Below are 16,588 nucleotides of genomic sequence, written 5' to 3' on the forward strand. Positions count from 1 at the left end.
TCGCGGGCGTGCCCGCGAAGCGGCCGGTGCGGGTTAAAGCACCTGGCGCAGGAACGCCTGCGCGCGCGGGTCTTTCGGCGAGGCGAAGAACGCGGCCGGAGCCGAATCTTCCAGCAACTTGCCATGGTCGAAGAACAGCACCCGGTCCGCCACTTCACGGGCAAAGCCCATTTCGTGGGTAACGCAGACCATGGTCATGCCTTCCTGGGCCAAGGTCTTCATCACGTCCAGCACCTCGCCGACCATTTCCGGGTCAAGCGCCGAGGTTGGCTCGTCGAACAGCATCACTTTCGGGTCCATGGCCAGGGCCCGGGCGATCGCCACCCGCTGCTGCTGGCCACCGGACAGGCGCGACGGGTATTCGTTGGCTTTCTGCGCAATGCCTACCTTCTCCAGCAGCGCCCTGGCCTTGGCTTCGCGGTCGGCCTTGTTGCGCTTGCGCACCACCTTCTGTGCCAGGCACAGGTTCTCCAGCACGGTCATGTGCGGGAACAGGTTGAAGTGCTGGAACACCATGCCGACTTCGCGGCGGTAGGCGTTGATGTCGGTCTTCGGGTCGGCCAGTTGCAGGCCGTCGATGGCCACATGGCCTTCGTCGAAATGCTCCAGGCCGTTGAGGCAGCGCAGGAAGGTCGATTTGCCCGAGCCCGACGGGCCGAGCACCACCACCACCTCGCCCTTGGCGACCTGGGTGGTGACGTTATCCACAGCCCGTACCACGTGGCCACGGGTGTCGAAGACTTTCAGCAGGTCACGGACTTCAATCACTTTGCGCAAGCCTCCGCTCGAGCCGGCTGGCCAGGTGCGACAGCGGCAGGTTGATCAGCAGGTACAGGCCTGCCACGCAGAACCAGATCTCGAAGGTCGAGAACGAGGTGGTAATGGCCTCGCGGCCGCTCTTGGTCAGTTCGGTGATGGCAATCACCGACACCAGCGAGGTGTCCTTGACCAGGCTGATGAACTGGCCAGCCAAAGGCGGCAGCACGCGCTTGAAGGCCTGCGGCAGGATGACGTGGCGCATCGACTGGCCTGCGTTCAGGCCCAGCGAGCGGGCCGCTTCGTTCTGGCCCTTGGCAATGGACTGCACGCCGGCACGAACGATTTCGGCCACGTAGGCGCCAGTGAACAGCGCCAGTGCAGCCACCCCGGCAAACTCACGGGACAGGTTGAGCACGGTACCGATGAAGAAGTAGAAGATGAAGATCTGTACCAGCAGCGGTGTACCGCGCACCAGCTCGACGTACACCGTCGACAGGTCCCGCAGCGTAGGGTTGCTGGACAGGCGGCAGAGGCCGGCGAACAGGCCGATCAACAGGCCCAGGGCACCGGATACCACCGAAATCCAAAGCGTGGTCCACAGGCCCCAGGCCAGCGGGCCGGCCGCCCAGTGGCGGGTAACGCCAATCTGGTCGCCTTCGGAAACATCGTCGCCACGGGCCAGCTGCAGGCTGTCCTTGTCTACATCGAGCACCTGCTCGGCACCGCTCTCATCTTTCAGCGTGACACGGGCATTGTCGCCAGAGATGACGATGTCCTGCACGGTGCCGTAACCGGCGGCGCGCTGTGCTTCCTCGGCCTTGTAGGCGAAGTACTGCGGGACGCGGTTCCAGCGCCACTCGTAGGAAATCATCGAGGTGGCCATGTACAGGCTGAACGCCAGGCCCACCAGGACCAGGGCAGTCAAACCGTGCCAGGGCCACTGGGCTTTCTTGTGTTTGATCACGTGGGGTACTTCCGTAAATGCGAACGCGCAGGGTTTGCCTGCGCGTCGGGGTCATAAAGCCGGCTTGTGGCCTGGGCCTTATTCCATTTCCTTCAGCCAGTCCTTGTTCTTGAACCACTTGTCGTGAATACGATCGTAGGTCCCGTCATGCTTGATCTGGTGCAGGAAGTTGTTGATGAAGTTGATGCTGTCGTAGTCGCCTTTCTTCAGGCCGAAGGCCAGCGGCTCGTAGGTGAAGGGTTCGTCGAGGAACAGCAGCTTGCCGGCACCGGCCTTGTCCACTGCCACCACGTTGTACGGCGCGTCGTAGACGAAGGCGTCAGCCTTGCCGTTGACCACGTCCATCACCGCTTCCTGCTCGTTGTCGTAGCCGTGGTACTTGGCCTTGGCGATCAGCTTCTTGGAAACCATTTCGCCGGTGGTGCCGAGCTTGGAGGTGATGCGGTACTTCTCGTTGTTCAGGTCCTTGTACGACTTGATCTCGCCCGCCAGTTCCTTGCGGATCAGCAGGGTCTGGCCGACCACGATGAAGGGTTCGCTGAAGTTCAGGCGCAGGTTGCGTTCCTGGGTCAGGGTCATGCCGCTGCCGATCATGTCGAACTTGTCGGTCAGCAGGGCCGGGATGATGCCGTCATAGGCCGTGGATACCGGCTCGAACTTGACGCCCATGGACTTGGCCATGGCTTTGAGGATATCGACTTCGAAGCCGATGATCTCGCCACGCTTGTTGGTCATCTGGAACGGCATGTAGGTCGGGTCCATGCCCACCCGCAGGGTGCCGCGCTTGACCGCATCATCGATCGCGCCCGCCTGGGCGGCCGTCACGGCGACCAGGGCGGTGACACCGACCAGCAGTCGCGAAAGGTATTTCTTGATCATCACCAAGTCCCCTAGCAAGAAAAGTAGCGAATCTTATTGTTGGCATGGCCGTCGTGGCCAATGCGTCATATCGGAGAGGGATGCTAACGCATGGCGGCTCGGGGACCTAGAGCCGGGGGGGACTTTGTTGGCCAAAATCGGTGGGAGCCCTGAAAAGCTTCGCGGGCACGCCCGCTCCCACAGGTACAGCGCATGCCTCAAAGGCTGTGAAGTACCCTGTGGGAGCGGGCGTGCCCGCGAATAGGCCCTGTCAGGCGCCGACGAGTGCCGGTTGGCCTTCATTCTCCGGATGCAACGGCAACAGCGGCGAATGCGGGTCATTCTTGATCGACGCACGCCACACGTCGATCCACGCCGCATTGTGCTCGGCCCAGACCTGCTCGTGCAGGCGGGTCAGCGCCACCGGGTCGCTGAGCAGGGCCAGGCGGGTATTGAGGTCCAGCCCCTTCGGCCCTACCTCCATCGCCTTGGCCACACGCTCGGCGCGCAGTGCCTCGATCGGCGCTGCCTGACCATGACGGGCAGTGGCCATGGCACAGGCCAGGGCGTTCTGCCGCGGGTCGACCACAGCCCGCACGAAGCCGTCATGCAGGGCATGCCAGCGGTTTTCGTGGGTGTACTGGTCGGTGGCCAGCAGTTCTTGTGGGGTGGCATATTCCTCGGGGATGAGGAACAGCTTCTCGTCTTTGGCGGCAAGGCCCAGGCGGGTACGGCTGGAGATCACCGAAACCGGGATCGACAGCACCAGCGAACCAACGATTGGCGCCAGCCACCACAGGAAGCTCGGGTTCAGCCAGGCGACCAGCGCCGCCCAGGCAATACCCAGCAGGGTCTGCGGGCCGTGGCGGCGCACCGCTTCACTCCACGGCGTGGAGTCGTCGTCACGCTGCGGCGAGTTCCAGGTCGCGGCCCAGCCGAGGAACGCGGCCAGCACGAAGCGGGTGTGGAAGATCATGCGCACCGGCGCCAGCAGCATGGAGAACAGCATCTCCATCAGCATCGACAGGGTGACCTTGATGCGCCCGCCAAACTCGGTCGCGCCCTTGGCCCAGATCAGGATGACGCTGAGCAGCTTGGGCAGGAATAGCAGCACGATGGTGGTGGAGAACAGCGCCACGGCCTTCTCCGGGTGCCACTGCGGCCACAGCGGGTAGAGCTGGTACGGCTCGATGAAGTACTGCGGCTCCATCAGCGTGTTGGTCGCCAGCAGCGCGGTCGACAGCACCAGGAACAGGAACCACAGCGGTGCCGACAGGTACGACATCACACCGGTGAGGAACACCGCACGGTGCACCGGGTGCATGCCCTTGACCAGGAACAGGCGGAAGTTCATCAGGTTGCCGTGGCACCAGCGGCGGTCGCGCTTGAGCTCATCGAGCAGGTTCGGCGGCAGTTCTTCGTAGCTGCCCGGCAGGTCGTAGGCAATCCACACGCCCCAGCCGGCACGGCGCATCAGCGCGGCTTCGACGAAGTCGTGGGAGAGGATTGCACCGGCGAACGCACCCTTGCCCGGCAATGGCGCCAGGGCGCAGTGCTCGATGAACGGCTTCATGCGGATGATCGCGTTGTGGCCCCAGTAGTGCGACTCGCCCAGCTGCCAGAAGTGCAGGCCGGCGGTGAACAGCGGGCCGTACACGCGGGTGGCGAACTGCTGCAGGCGCGCATACAGGGTGTCCATGCCCGAGGCCTTCGGCCCGGTCTGGATGATGCCGGCGTCCGGGTTGGCCTCCATCAGGCGCACCAGGCTGCTCAGGCACTCGCCGCTCATGACGCTGTCGGCGTCGAGTACGACCATGTACTTGTATTCGCCGCCCCAACGACGGCAGAAGTCGTCGAGGTTGCCACTCTTGCGCTTCACCCGGCGCCGACGACGGCGGTAGAAGATGCGGCCGAAGCCTTTGGTTTCGCGGCACACGTCCAGCCAGGCCTGTTGCTCGGCAACGGCGATGTCGGTGTCGTTGGTGTCGCTGAGCACAAAGAAGTCGAAGCGATCGAGGTTGCCGCTGGCGGCCACCGACTCGAACGTTGCGCGCAGGCCGGCGAACACGCGCGGCACGTCTTCGTTGCAGATCGGCATCACCAGCGCGGTACGCGCCTCGGGCGCGATCGGCTCGTTGCCTGCACTGCTACCCGAAATCTTGTACTTGTCGCGCCCGGTGAGCAGCTCGAGGAAGCCCATCAGCGCAGTCCAGAAGCCCGCCGATACCCAGCAGAACAGGATGCCGAAGAGAACCAGGATGGACGTCTGCAAGGCATACGGCCAAACCTGCACCACGGTGTCCCACAGCGGCTGGTTGACGACTTCGTCAAAGTCCACGAACGACCAGCCCTGGTACGGCAGGATGCCCTTCATGTACCAGCCGGCAACGATGGTCTGGCCGATCATCAGCGCCAGCAGGATGTAACGGCGGATCGAACCGACCGTACGCCAGCGGGCTGGCGGCAGCTCGCGCTTGGGCGGCTGCGGGGCGTTGGTGCGGCCAGTCATGCGCCGCCACATGCGGATCAGCACGTTGGTACGCCATGGCTCGGGCACGACCTTGGTGCGCTTGATCGGCGGGGCGATCTTCAGGCACAGGCGGCCGCTGCCGTCGACACCAAGCATTTCGGCGTCTTCCAGCTCGGCGGCGCTGCCTACGGTCAGGCGCGGGCCCACCGAGGCCTGCACGGCCTCGGCAGAGCTGGCGGCCGGGTTGGCCGCCAGGCGTTGGTGCAGCTCACTGAATGACGTGCAGCTGGCGAGTTCCGCCCGTTGCTCGTCGCTCAGTGGTAGGTGGGCCAGGTACTCGCGAAGCGATTCCGGCCTTGCGCTTGAGTTACTCATCGGCAGGCAACTGATAGCTCCAGGTCTCGGTCAGCACCTTCTCGGTGGTGGCCGGGGTCCCGTTGGTGGGCGCCGCATCGGCGGCAGGTTGTTCGGCCTTGGCGGCTTTCTCGGCCTTGGCTTGCTTGGCTGCAGCCTTGTCCTGCTTGGCGTCCTTGGCAGGCTTGGCGGCTTCGACCGGCACGTCACGCACCAGCGCGGCACGCATTTCGGTCGATTTGTTGGCTTCCTTGACCTTCAAACGCAGGGTCAGGCGCCAGCCCTTGGTCTCAGGGTTATAGCGCAGGTTGTTCTCGACCACCTCGGCATTGTCGCCCACGCTGATCTGGCTGCGCACGGCGGTGTCTTCCGGCAGGGCGGCCAGCGCCGGGCCGGCGAAGTCGACCAGGAAGGCCACGCTGCCGTCTGGCTGGCGGATCAGGTTGGATTGCTTGACGTCGCCGGTGGAACGCAGGGTCTGCTTGACCCAGCCCAGCTCGGGAGCCTGGAACTTCGGCTCGTCGATGGTCCAGTGCAGGCGGTAGGCGTACTCGAATGGCTTGCCTGGCTCAGGCAGCTTTTCCGGGCTCCAGAAGGCCACGATGTTGTCATTGGTCTCGTCGGCAGTCGGGATTTCGACCAGGTCGACGGTGCCCTTGCCCCAGTCCCCCTTCGGCTCGATCCAGGCGCTCGGGCGCTTCTGGTAGTTGTCGTCGAGGTCTTCGTAGTCGCTGAAGGCGCGCTGGCGCTGCATCAGGCCGAAACCACGCGGGTTCTCGACGCTGAAGTTGCTCACGGCCAGGTGTTTCGGGTTGTTCAACGGACGCCACAGCCATTCACCGTTGCCGGCATGGATCGACAGGCCTTCGGAGTCGTGCAGGGCCGGGCGGTAGTTGAGGACCTTGGACGGCTGGTTGGGGCCGAACAGGTACATGCTGGTCAGCGGGGCAATGCCCAGGCGGCTGACATGGTCACGCAGGAACACGCGGGACTGCACGTCGACCACGGTATCGTTGCCTGGGCGCAGGGTCAGCTTGTAGGCGCCGGTGGAACGCGGCGAGTCCAGCAGGGCGTAGATGACCAGGTGCTTGTCGGCCGGCTTGGGCTTCTCGACCCAGAACTCGGTAAAGCGCGGGAACTCCTCGCCCGACGGCAGTGCGGTGTCGATGGCCAGGCCACGGGCCGACAGGCCATACACATGGCCCTTGCCGACCACGCGGAAGTAGCTGGCGCCAAGCAGGGTCATGATCTCGTCCTGCTTGTCGGCCTTGTTGATCGGGTACAACACGCGGAAACCGGCGTAACCCAGGTTCTTGGTGGTTTCCGGGTCGTGTGGCACGTCACCGAACTCGAAACGGCTCGGGTCGTACTTGATTTCCTCGACCTTGGTGGCGGTAACCTGGTTGATCTTCACCGGAGTGTCGAAGTGCATGCCCTGGTGATAGAACGACAGCTTGAACGGGGTCTTGTCCTTGGCCCACTCGGCCTTTTCCTGCAGGAAATGAATCTTCTGGTAGTCCGCGAACTTCATGTCGCGGAATACGGCCGGCAGGTTGCTTTTCGGTGCTTCGTACTTCTGGCCGGCCAGATCCTTTGCCTTGGCTGCAACATCGTCAAGATTGAATGCCCACAGCTGGCCCGCGCTCATCAGGCCGACCAGTGCAACACTGGCCATCAGGGCCTTGCGCAGCCCGGTACCGGGGATTCTTGATGCTTTTTGGGGACTAACAATCACGAGCAACCCTCGCCGAAAACAGATCATGAAACCAACGGCCAGCGACAAATGCCGGGTTGGCGAGCACTGTTCGGACCCCGTGAGGGCGTAATGATTCCCCAAACGGATCCAGACAATACTCGAGTCAGAGTGAAACGAACCTGCGAACGCAGGTCCATGCAGCGCGCGATTATCCAGCAGGTCGCGTGACAACGCATCAGGCTGGAACAACTATTTATCGTACAAAACCCCTTGTTTTCCTGTGAACAAGGGGTTTTTTACACTCACATTTGTAACATAAATGTTACGGGGCCATCATTGACCAGGTGCACCTGCATGTCCGCACCGAATTGCCCGCTTGCCACATCGGTGTGCCGGGCCTTCGCCTGCTGCAAAAGATAGTCGAACAACTCGGCGCCGAGGGCCGGTGGCGCTGCCGTCGAAAAGCTCGGGCGCATGCCGTTGCGGGTGTCTGCCGCCAGGGTGAATTGCGACACCAGCAACAAACCTCCCCCGACATCCTTGAGCGACAGGTTCATCTTGCCCTGCTCGTCGCTGAACACCCGGTAGTTCAACAACTTGTGCAACAGCTTGTCGGCCTGCTCACGGGAATCTTCAGGCTCGACGGCCACCAGCACCAGCAAACCCTGGTCGATGGCACCCACTACCTCCCCCGCTACTTCCACCCGCGCACCACGCACGCGCTGCAGCAGGCCCCTCATGCTTCTTCCAGGGGCAGGTCGAGCAGGCGCCGGGCCATCTGGTCGGCGGCACGCACCAGGGCATCGGTGATGCCCGGCTCGGAAGCCGCGTGGCCAGCGTCACGGATCACCTTCAGTTCGCTGTTCGGCCAGGCCTGGTGCAGCGCCCAGGCGTTGTCCAGCGGGCAGATCACATCATAGCGGCCATGCACGATCACGGCCGGCAGGTGGGCGATCTTCGGCAGGTCGCGGATCAGCTGGTCCGGCTCGAGGAAGGCGTTGTTCATGAAGTAGTGGCATTCGATACGGGCGATCGACAGTGCACGCTGCGGCTCGGAGAAGCGGTCGACCACCAGCGGGTTGGGGCGCAGGGTGGCGGTACGGCCTTCCCAGGTGGACCAGGCCTTGGCCGCGTGCATCTGGGCGATCTGGTCGTTGCCGGTCAGGCGCTTGTGGAAGGCCGTGACCAGGTCACCGCGCTCCTCCGGCGGGATCGGCGCGATGTAGTCCTGCCAGTAATCGGGGAACAGGCGGCTGGCGCCTTCCTGGTAGAACCACTGGATTTCCTGGGGCCTGCACAGGAAGATGCCGCGCAGGATCAGGCCATGCACCCGCTCGGGGTGGGTCTGGGCGTAGGCCAGGGCCAGGGTGGAGCCCCACGAGCCGCCGAACAGCACCCACTTGTCGATGCCAAGGTGCTCGCGGATGCGCTCGAGGTCCTCGACCAGGTGCCAGGTGGTGTTGTTCTCCAGGCTCGCGTGCGGCGTGGAACGGCCACAGCCGCGCTGGTCGAAGGTGATGATGCGGTACAGGGTCGGGTCGAAGTAGCAGCGGCTCTGGGCGTCGCAACCGGCGCCCGGGCCGCCGTGGATGAATACCACCGGCAGACCTTCTGGCGAGCCGCTTTCGTCGACATACAGCACATGCGGCGCTTCCACGGCCAGATCGTGCCGGGCGTAGGGTTTGATCTGCGGGTACAGGGTCTGCATTGCGCACTCCGTGTGAGGATTATTCGGCCGTGGGCCATCATAAACCTGAATTGCGCTTTGAGCACTGCCCGCGCTGATGCCGCCACACCTCGAGGGCACATATATCTACCTCCAGCAGCTCAGACAGGCCCGCGATAGTCCCTCGCCCCAAATCAAGCAAGGGCTTCGCCATGCCAACTGCAGTCACTGCCGTACCTAGTGTTCATTACGCCACCATCGAGCGCAGAATCCCCACCTGGCTCAAGCAGGCTCCGCCAGAAACCCAGAGCGCGATGCGCAACTGGCATCAAGCCCCTGCCTGGCTGGCGACGGCAATCCAGCAACAACCGGAAGTCGCCAAGGCATGGCAGGAAGAGCACGCACGTCACCGCGAGCACCAGGTGCAGGTGCACAAGCTGTTCGAAAAGCTTCCAACCCTGGAAGCGTACACCACCAAGACACTCACCGAAGCCATCAAGCAGCGATTCAGGCTTGACCTGGACGTGCGCAACACCTACCTCGTCGATGCCCGCCAGATCGAAACGACCAATGCCATCGACAGCCGCCAGGCCGTCGACCGGGCTACACGCTCGCTGCTGCACTGCGCCTTGCACAACTTCGACCAGGATGCCGCTGCCGAACATGGCATGGACGCGCCCGCCTCCCTGCTCAAGAGGTCGGTCATAGTCGATCACCGGCGCTTCATGGGCACCGTGCCGATCAACAATGCACTGGATATCGCCGCCGAAGATTTCGCCGATTTGTGTCGTACGCTGGATATCGGCGGCAAATACCATCAACAGGTACATGCCATCTACTATCCAGCGGCCACGCCGCCACTCGGCGCGGATGAAGCCGCACTGGCCGTTTATGAAACACTGGGGCGTGCAGAGGTCTCGGCATTCCGGCAATCACTGCATTTTGCCCGCCTCAAGGGGGATATCAGCGAGGCGCTATATTCCGCCGCTCTTGCCACGCCACTTGACCAGGCGCCATCGCCCTCTTCGCCGGTGACGTTCAGCCTGCTCGACTTGTGGGAAGCCGAGCTGACCGGCGTTGTGCTCATCACCCTGCAAGCTGAAGAGCATCAGGCAGTGGCGCTGTACATCCCCGAAGACAGCACCACGCCCCTCAAGGAATTCGCCAGCCAGGAAGCCATGAACGAAGAGTTGCGCGACAGGCTCCAGGCCGATATCGGCTACCTGGACAGGCACCTCGCCGACCGTGACAAAGCGCTGATAACCACCCGTCTGAAGGACCGGCTAATGCCCCTGGCCTGGAGTGTCCGCGGCCTGCATGAGCGTGTTCCGGACCCGCACGCCACCCTGTATCCGGTCAAAAAGCCTTTCAGCCACGCCTTTCAGGGCGTGATGACGTTCCAGAAGACCCAGCGTCATGAGAAGGATGTGCTGTTCCACGCCACGCCAACCGAAATCGTCGATCGGCGCACCGCCCAAGCCCACCGCGAGCTGATTGCCGGCCGTGTGCTCACGGCCTTGAACATCGCCGGCTTCTTCGTGCCAGGGCTTGGCGAGGCAATGCTTGCTGTTTGCCTGGCCCAGCTGGCCCATGAGGTGTATGAAGGGATCGACGCCTGGGAAAACGACGAGCGTGATACTGCCTATGGCTATCTGGTCGATGTGATCGAAAACGTGGCCATCATGGCCGCCCTCAGCGCAGCAGCCAAAGCTTTGAGAGGCTTGCACGGCAGCGAAACCGGCACGTCGCTGGAAGGGCTGGAGATTGAAGAGCCAGAGGATGAGGAGCCAGGGATAACCCGTATTCCGGTAGAAACGCCTTCATTCATCGAAGAACTGGAAGACGTGGAAACATCCGATGGTCAGACGCGGTTGTGGAAACCCGACCTCACGCCCTACCAGAGTCACGAGACGCTGCCCCATGACCTGGTACCGGACGAACTGGGCCTACGGCATCACCAAGGCAAACGCTGGCTGGTACTGCAAGACAATCAGTACATCGTCAGCCAAACGCCAACGACTGGCGAATATCGTTTGCAACACCCTGCAAGTCCTCGCCGTTACCAGCCGCCAGTGCGGCACAATGGTGCCGGAGCATGGTTGCACGTTACGGATAAGCCACTGAGTTGGTCGGGCATGACACTCCTGCGCCGCATCGGCCACTTGAGTGGGCACTTCGACGAGCCGACGCTGCAACGGATTATCGCCGTCAGCGGCGTACACGAAGACGAGCTGCGCCGGGCCCTGGCCGAAAGCCAGCGGCTGCCGGCCTTGCTGGAAGACACCCTGCAACGCTTCAAGCTGGACGAAACGGTCCGCCGGCTGGCGGACGAGAGCACTCGGCCCGCTGAGTTCGCCAGGGCCTACGCCAGCCTTTCGCGCGACCTGGCGCCGGGTGCCGAGGCCATCCAGAGGGCGTATCCGAAATTGCCGTCAGCAGTCGCCGATGAGCTGGCGCGCGAGGCCAGTGCCCTCGAACTGCAGATGCTCGACAGTGGCAAGGTACCACTGCGCCTTGGCGAGGAGGCCCGCGTCTACCAGCAACAAATTCGCCTCGCCCGCGCCTGCGAAGGGCTGTACCTGTCCAGCGTGCCGAGCTGGGATGGCGACCTGTTGATCATGCATACGCTCGAACGCTTGCCAGGCTGGCCTGCACAGACCAGGCTCCGGCTGCTCCAGCGCATGTCCTGGCCGACCCAGGATCATGCCATAGGCACGCCGGGCACTCGCCCATACACGACCATCACCCATGCTTCGGCAGGGTACATCGTCCACGACGAAAGCCTGCCCAGTGCGGCGGTCAAGGTGTACCCAAGCCTTTACGCTGCATTGTACGAGGCACTGCCCGCGGCGATGGCGAGCATGGACGTCACCGATCAGCAAGCGCTGCAGCGCCTTGTACAGGAAAGCCCGTTACTACCCCGCCCGGCGCTGAGGGTGCTGCTGGGCATGCAGCCCGTACGCCCCGGCTACCGTTCTCCCATGCGCCTGGCCGATGGCCGCCTGGGCTACCCGCTCAGTGGCGGCGGCCCGGCCACCCACGGCATCACCCGTCAGCGCCTGCTCGAAGCTATCGAAGCCACAGGGCTCGCCACACGCACCGGCCGCTCGGCAGATCAGATTCTGCTGGCACTTGCCAGCCGCGGCCGTACACAGCTGCAGATATTCGAGCATTTGCAGACGCTGGTGGAGCAACGCAACGAGCTGCAAAGCAGCCTGGACGATTGGAGCGAAGCCATTTCGCCGGCAAGCGACCAGGCAGCCCACGACTACGACAGCCTGCGTGACTCGATCATGCAACATTGGTACGAGACTGCGCTGGAGGAGAGCGCAGAGCCCACGACCGAACTGCGTATCGCCCGCGTCCCACTTGCCGACGTACCCCTCACCTTGCCCGCTTTTTTCAACACACGCGTGCGCAGCTTGAGCCTGATCGACTTACCGTCAGGATCGCTGGCGGGCTGGGCGCAAAACGAGCGCCTGCTGCAGCGCTTGCTCAGGCAGATGCCGCAGATCGAGTCGCTGGAAATCAGCCGTCCGTTTGACCCCAGGGCAACGCCCTCGCCCTTCCTGTTCAGCGTGCCCACCATCACCGAGTGCCTGCCAGCGTTGCAACGGCTGGTGCTCACCAACCAGAACATGACGCTTTCCGAAAGCGACCTGAACCTGCTGTCAGGGCTTCGCCAATTGAGATACCTGGACCTGAGTGGTAACCGGCTGGCGCAGGGCAACAGGCCAAGTTTCCATGAATTGACCCTGGACTACCTGGGCCTGGACCAGATGCAGCTGGTCCAATGGCCGATCGGGATTGGCAGCGACGCCCTGGCGCGCATTTCCCATCTGTCGTTGCGCCACAACAATCTCAGGTCGTTGCCCTCGTTCCTGCTTCATGAAGCGGACATGCTGACCACCCCACCGGTGATCTCGCTGGAAGGCAACAGCATCAATGAATCTCACCTGCAGCGATTGTTGCTGAACGAGCGCGTCGACACCTCGGGCATCACCACGGACCAGCCAGAGGCACTGTCCGAACAACTTGCACGCATTCGCGATGAGCGACGACAGATGCGCGATGCGATCGATGGCTGGGCCCAGGCATCCAGTTCGAGCAACCCATTGACCCAAGCCGCGCTAGCGGACAGGCAACGTATCGCGTCAGCGATCGGTCAATTCTGGGAACAACAGGAGCAGGGCCAGTCCTACCTGCGCCTGCAACTCGAGGACGTGGCCATAGAACATTTCCCCAGGCGGCTTCCAGCGTTCTTCGGCGCCCGCGTACGCGCACTCAGCCTGACGCGGTTGCGAGGCAGCGCCTCACAGCTCGATGAACTACTCAGCCGGTTCCCTAACATCAGCCGGTTGACCATCGATGAACACCAGGCCGCCATGCCCTCGCTGGCATCCGCTCTGGCTCGCCTTCCCCAGCTCACCTTCCTGGAGTTTCGCAACATGGGCCTTGAGGTCGATCAGGCCATGCTCGACATTTTCGCAGGGCTGCGAAACCTGACGTCGCTGGACCTGTCGGGCAACCGCATGGGCAGCATCGACCGGGTGCCCGCATCGCTGGCCAGCAACCTGCAGTCACTCGCATTGACCAACATGAACCTGCAAGCCTGGCCCAGCTGGTGTGACAGTTTGCTGCCACTGGAACTTCTCGACCTGAGCTCGAACAACATCACCCAGTTGCCCGAGCACATCCTGTCGAACCTGAACAATCCCATGCCGATCTCGTCGATCGCCTTGTTCGACAACCCGTTGCCTCTTGAAACCATCCTGCGGGTACGCACGTTCTCGGACAGCCAGCACAGCTATTCCTTTGCCCTGGATATCCCCGACGACCTGATGTTCTTCGATACTTCCAGCGAAGGATCTCTCGACCATCCTCACTTCCCACTGCTGGGCGATGATACGCCCAGGCTGGAGGACTGGATGCTGGGTAGCGAAGCACAGAATGCCGCATTGCAGGACTGCTGGGAGCGACTCGAAGGCAGTGATCTGTTGCGTCTGGCGGGCCGTTTGCACAATGCCGCCCCATACGTTGACCCGAATACGCGAGCCACCTTCTGCGAACGGGTGCGCTTGATGCTGGTGGTGGCTGCAAGCAACGAAACCGAACGCCCGATCATGGAGAGCATCGCTGCTGCGGCATTGCCCGACCCGGCAACCGGCTCGCAGACCTGCCACGATGGAGCGCTGCAGGAGTTCAACAATATTGAACTGTATTTGATGAGCCAACGCCTGTTGATCGACGCCGGCGATTCCCTGCAAGCACTGCGTCGTCGCCTGTTGCAACTTTTCCGGATCGAACAGCTGGAGCTGATGGCCAACCAACGGACTGGCACGGGTGACCGGGTATCGGTACGCCTCGCCTACCGACGGGAACTGGCCAAGGAACTGGACCTGCCGATCGCCGACAGCATGCGTTTTCGAGGTGCTGCGAACCTGGCGCGCGATGAGCTATCCAGCGTGCTGGAGAAGGTCCGGAAAAGTGAACTGAGCGATGCACTGGTCGAATACATGCTGGCGAATACGGATTGGACCACGCGTCTGCGAGCCGAATTTGCCGACCGCTTCGCCGAAATAGAAGCACGTTTCCGCCTGCGGGTGCTTGAGCTGGCAAGCAAGGACCACTCGCTTCAGGACGAGTTGAACTTGCAGCAAGGCCTGCAAGATGACAAGGATCAGGAAGAGAGGGAGCTACTGCGCGAACTCACCATCAAGCAAATCAACAACAACTGAGCAGTAGTGACTGGCGACGCGAACAACCTGCATCGCGTCGCCATTCTCACCGGTGAACTTCACCGCCCGTAACGCGCCTCACCCCAGTCCAGCAGCGCCTGCAGAAGCTGCTTCAACACCTCCTGTGTCGGGCGTGCCAGGTTTTCGCGGTACTCGAACGGCTCGGCTTCTTCCATATAGGTGCTCTGCGCCAGTTCCAGCTGCACCGCATGGATGTGGTTGGCCGGATCACCGTAATACCGGGTGATATGCCCGCCCTTGAAGCGGCCATTGAGCACGTGGCTGTAGCCTTGGGCCTGGGCACAGACCTCTTTCAGCTGTTCGGCCAGAGCCGGGTCGCAGCTGGCGCCGTTGAAGGTACCCAGGTTGAAATCCGGCAGCTTGCCGTCGAACAGGTGCGGGATCAGCGAACGGATCGAATGGGCGTCCCACAGCAGGGCGTAGCCGAATTCCTCGCGCAGCCGCGCCAGCTCACGACGAATCGTGTCGTGGTAGGGGCGCCAGATCTGCTCCAGATACTGCTTGCGCTCCTCGCCTGTCGGCACCAGCCCGTCCTTGAACAATGGCTCGCCATCGAACAGTGTGGCCGGGTACAGGCCAGTAGTGGCGCCGACGTAAAGTGGTTTGTCGTCATCCGGCCGGTTCAGGTCGATGACGAAACGCGAATACTCCGCGGCTACGACACTGGCGCCCATCTCGCGGGCAAAGTCATACAACCGCGGAATATGCCAGTCGGTGTCCGGCAGGCTGCGCGCCTGCTCGACCAGGCCGTCTCGAACAGCCGGCGACAGTTTCAGGCCAGCGTGGGGCATGCTGATCAGCAGCGGCAGGCGCCCCTGGTGAAAACTCAGTACCTTGTCCATCGTGCCTCACTCAGTTGGAAATCTCGTGGCCCTTGCGCACCACGCGCTTGGGCAGGTCGCCGCCCAGCCAGTAGGCCAGGTCGGCGGGGCGTTCGATCTGCCAGGCGACGAAGTCGGCGACCTTGCCCACTTCCAGCGAGCCATGGCTGTCGCCCAGGCCCAGCGCCGTTGCAGCGTGCACGGTGACACCGGCCAGTGCCTCTTCCGGCGTCATGCGGAAGCATGTGCAGCCCATGTTCAGCATCAGCCGAAGCGACAACCCTGGCGAGGTGCCGGGATTGAGGTCGCTGGCCAGGGCGATCTTCACGCCGTGGCGGCGCAGGGCGTCCATCGGCGGCAGCTGGGTTTCGCGCAGGAAGTAGAACGCGCCCGGCAGCAGCACGGCGACCGTGCCGGCTTTTGCCATGGCAATGGCGTCGTCCTCGGTCATGAACTCCAGGTGGTCAGCCGACAGCGCCTGGTAGCGCGCCGCCAGGCTGGAACCGTGCAGCGACGACAACTGTTCGGCGTGCAGCTTGACCGGCAGGCCCAGTTCGCGCGCCTTGATGAACAGCCGCTCGACCTGGACCGGGGAGAACGCCAGGTGTTCGCAGAAGGCATCCACTGCGTCCACCAGGCCTTCGGCGGCCAGGGCCGGCAGCATTTCATCGCAGATGTGCGCGATATAGTCATCAGCCCGGCCGACGTATTCCGGCGGCAAGGCATGGGCTGCCAGACAGGTGGCGCGCACCGCCAGCGGCAACTCGTCGGCCAGGCGCCGGGCCACACGCAGCATCTTGCGCTCGTTGGCCAGGTCCAGGCCGTAGCCGGACTTGATCTCGATGGTGGTCACGCCATCGCGCATCAGCGCCTGGACCCGCTGGCGAGCACTGGCGAACAGCTCGTCCTCGCTGGCCGCGCGGGTGGCCCGCACAGTGCTGGCGATGCCACCGCCCTGTGCGGCGATTTCGGCATAGCTCACACCCTGCAGGCGCTGCTCGAACTCGCCGCTGCGGTTGCCACCGAACACCGCATGGGTGTGGCAGTCGATCAGCCCCGGGGTAACCCAGGCGCCGCCCAGGTCCACCGTACGTTCGGCCTCGACCGACGCCAGCTCGACGCGTGGGCCGATCCACTCGATCAGCCCGGCGTTGGTGACAATGGCCGCGTCCTCAATGGCCGAGTAACGGCCCTCGGCCATGGTTGCCACATGGCAGTGCTGCCAGACGGTTCTCATACAT

At 63.1% G+C, this 16,588-nt stretch carries 10 protein-coding genes; 1 reads left to right on the forward strand and 9 read right to left on the reverse strand.

From position 1 onward, the window contains the following. Positions 1 to 33 precede the first annotated feature (33 nt). The 7 genes from M1D87_RS24350 to pip all read right to left on the reverse strand — a co-directional run bounded on the left by M1D87_RS24350 (position 34) and on the right by pip (position 8,809). Complete coding sequence (locus M1D87_RS24350; RefSeq protein ID WP_013974550.1) at positions 34 to 768, reverse strand: amino acid ABC transporter ATP-binding protein; 735 nt, start codon at positions 766 to 768, stop codon at positions 34 to 36. Continuing rightward, complete coding sequence (locus tag M1D87_RS24355; protein ID WP_015272097.1) at positions 761 to 1,723, reverse strand: amino acid ABC transporter permease; 963 nt, start codon at positions 1,721 to 1,723, stop codon at positions 761 to 763. The genes M1D87_RS24350 and M1D87_RS24355 overlap by 8 nt, the downstream gene beginning before the upstream one ends. A gap of 78 nt (positions 1,724 to 1,801) precedes the next feature. After that, positions 1,802 to 2,599, reverse strand: coding sequence for a transporter substrate-binding domain-containing protein (locus tag M1D87_RS24360; protein WP_054572209.1), 798 nt, complete (start codon positions 2,597 to 2,599; stop codon positions 1,802 to 1,804). A gap of 253 nt (positions 2,600 to 2,852) precedes the next feature. Next, the gene (gene mdoH / locus M1D87_RS24365) at positions 2,853 to 5,426 is read right to left on the reverse strand and encodes a glucans biosynthesis glucosyltransferase MdoH (RefSeq protein ID WP_013974553.1); all 2,574 of its coding nucleotides are present in this window, start codon (positions 5,424 to 5,426) and stop codon (positions 2,853 to 2,855) included. Then, positions 5,419 to 7,140 carry a glucan biosynthesis protein G gene (locus M1D87_RS24370; protein ID WP_221177163.1) on the reverse strand — a complete coding sequence of 574 codons (1,722 nt, stop codon included), beginning with the start codon at positions 7,138 to 7,140 and terminating at the stop codon, positions 5,419 to 5,421. The genes mdoH and M1D87_RS24370 overlap by 8 nt, the downstream gene beginning before the upstream one ends. Positions 7,141 to 7,403: 263 nt before the next feature. Then, positions 7,404 to 7,841, reverse strand: coding sequence for a D-aminoacyl-tRNA deacylase (dtd, locus tag M1D87_RS24375; protein ID WP_039612499.1), 438 nt, complete (start codon positions 7,839 to 7,841; stop codon positions 7,404 to 7,406). Further along, a complete protein-coding gene (gene pip, locus M1D87_RS24380) occupies positions 7,838 to 8,809 on the reverse strand; it encodes a prolyl aminopeptidase (RefSeq protein ID WP_013974556.1) in 972 nt (323 codons plus the stop codon). Before pip ends, dtd begins: the two co-directional genes overlap by 4 nt. Positions 8,810 to 8,979: 170 nt before the next feature. On the opposite strand from pip, the gene M1D87_RS24385 reads away from it, so the two are divergent. After that, positions 8,980 to 14,505, forward strand: coding sequence for a dermonecrotic toxin domain-containing protein (locus tag M1D87_RS24385; protein ID WP_259677126.1), 5,526 nt, complete (start codon positions 8,980 to 8,982; stop codon positions 14,503 to 14,505). A 59-nt stretch (positions 14,506 to 14,564) separates the two neighbouring features. On the opposite strand, the gene hutG is transcribed toward M1D87_RS24385, so the two are convergent. Both hutG and hutI read right to left on the reverse strand, forming a co-directional pair. Continuing rightward, positions 14,565 to 15,368, reverse strand: a complete 804-nt coding sequence (hutG, locus tag M1D87_RS24390) for an N-formylglutamate deformylase (RefSeq protein WP_123085581.1) — start codon at positions 15,366 to 15,368, stop codon at positions 14,565 to 14,567. A 10-nt stretch (positions 15,369 to 15,378) separates the two neighbouring features. Next, positions 15,379 to 16,584, reverse strand: a complete 1,206-nt coding sequence (gene hutI / locus M1D87_RS24395) for an imidazolonepropionase (RefSeq protein ID WP_371033821.1) — start codon at positions 16,582 to 16,584, stop codon at positions 15,379 to 15,381. Between the last annotated feature and the right edge of the window lie 4 nt (positions 16,585 to 16,588).

This window comes from Pseudomonas sp. SA233, assembly GCF_054792385.1.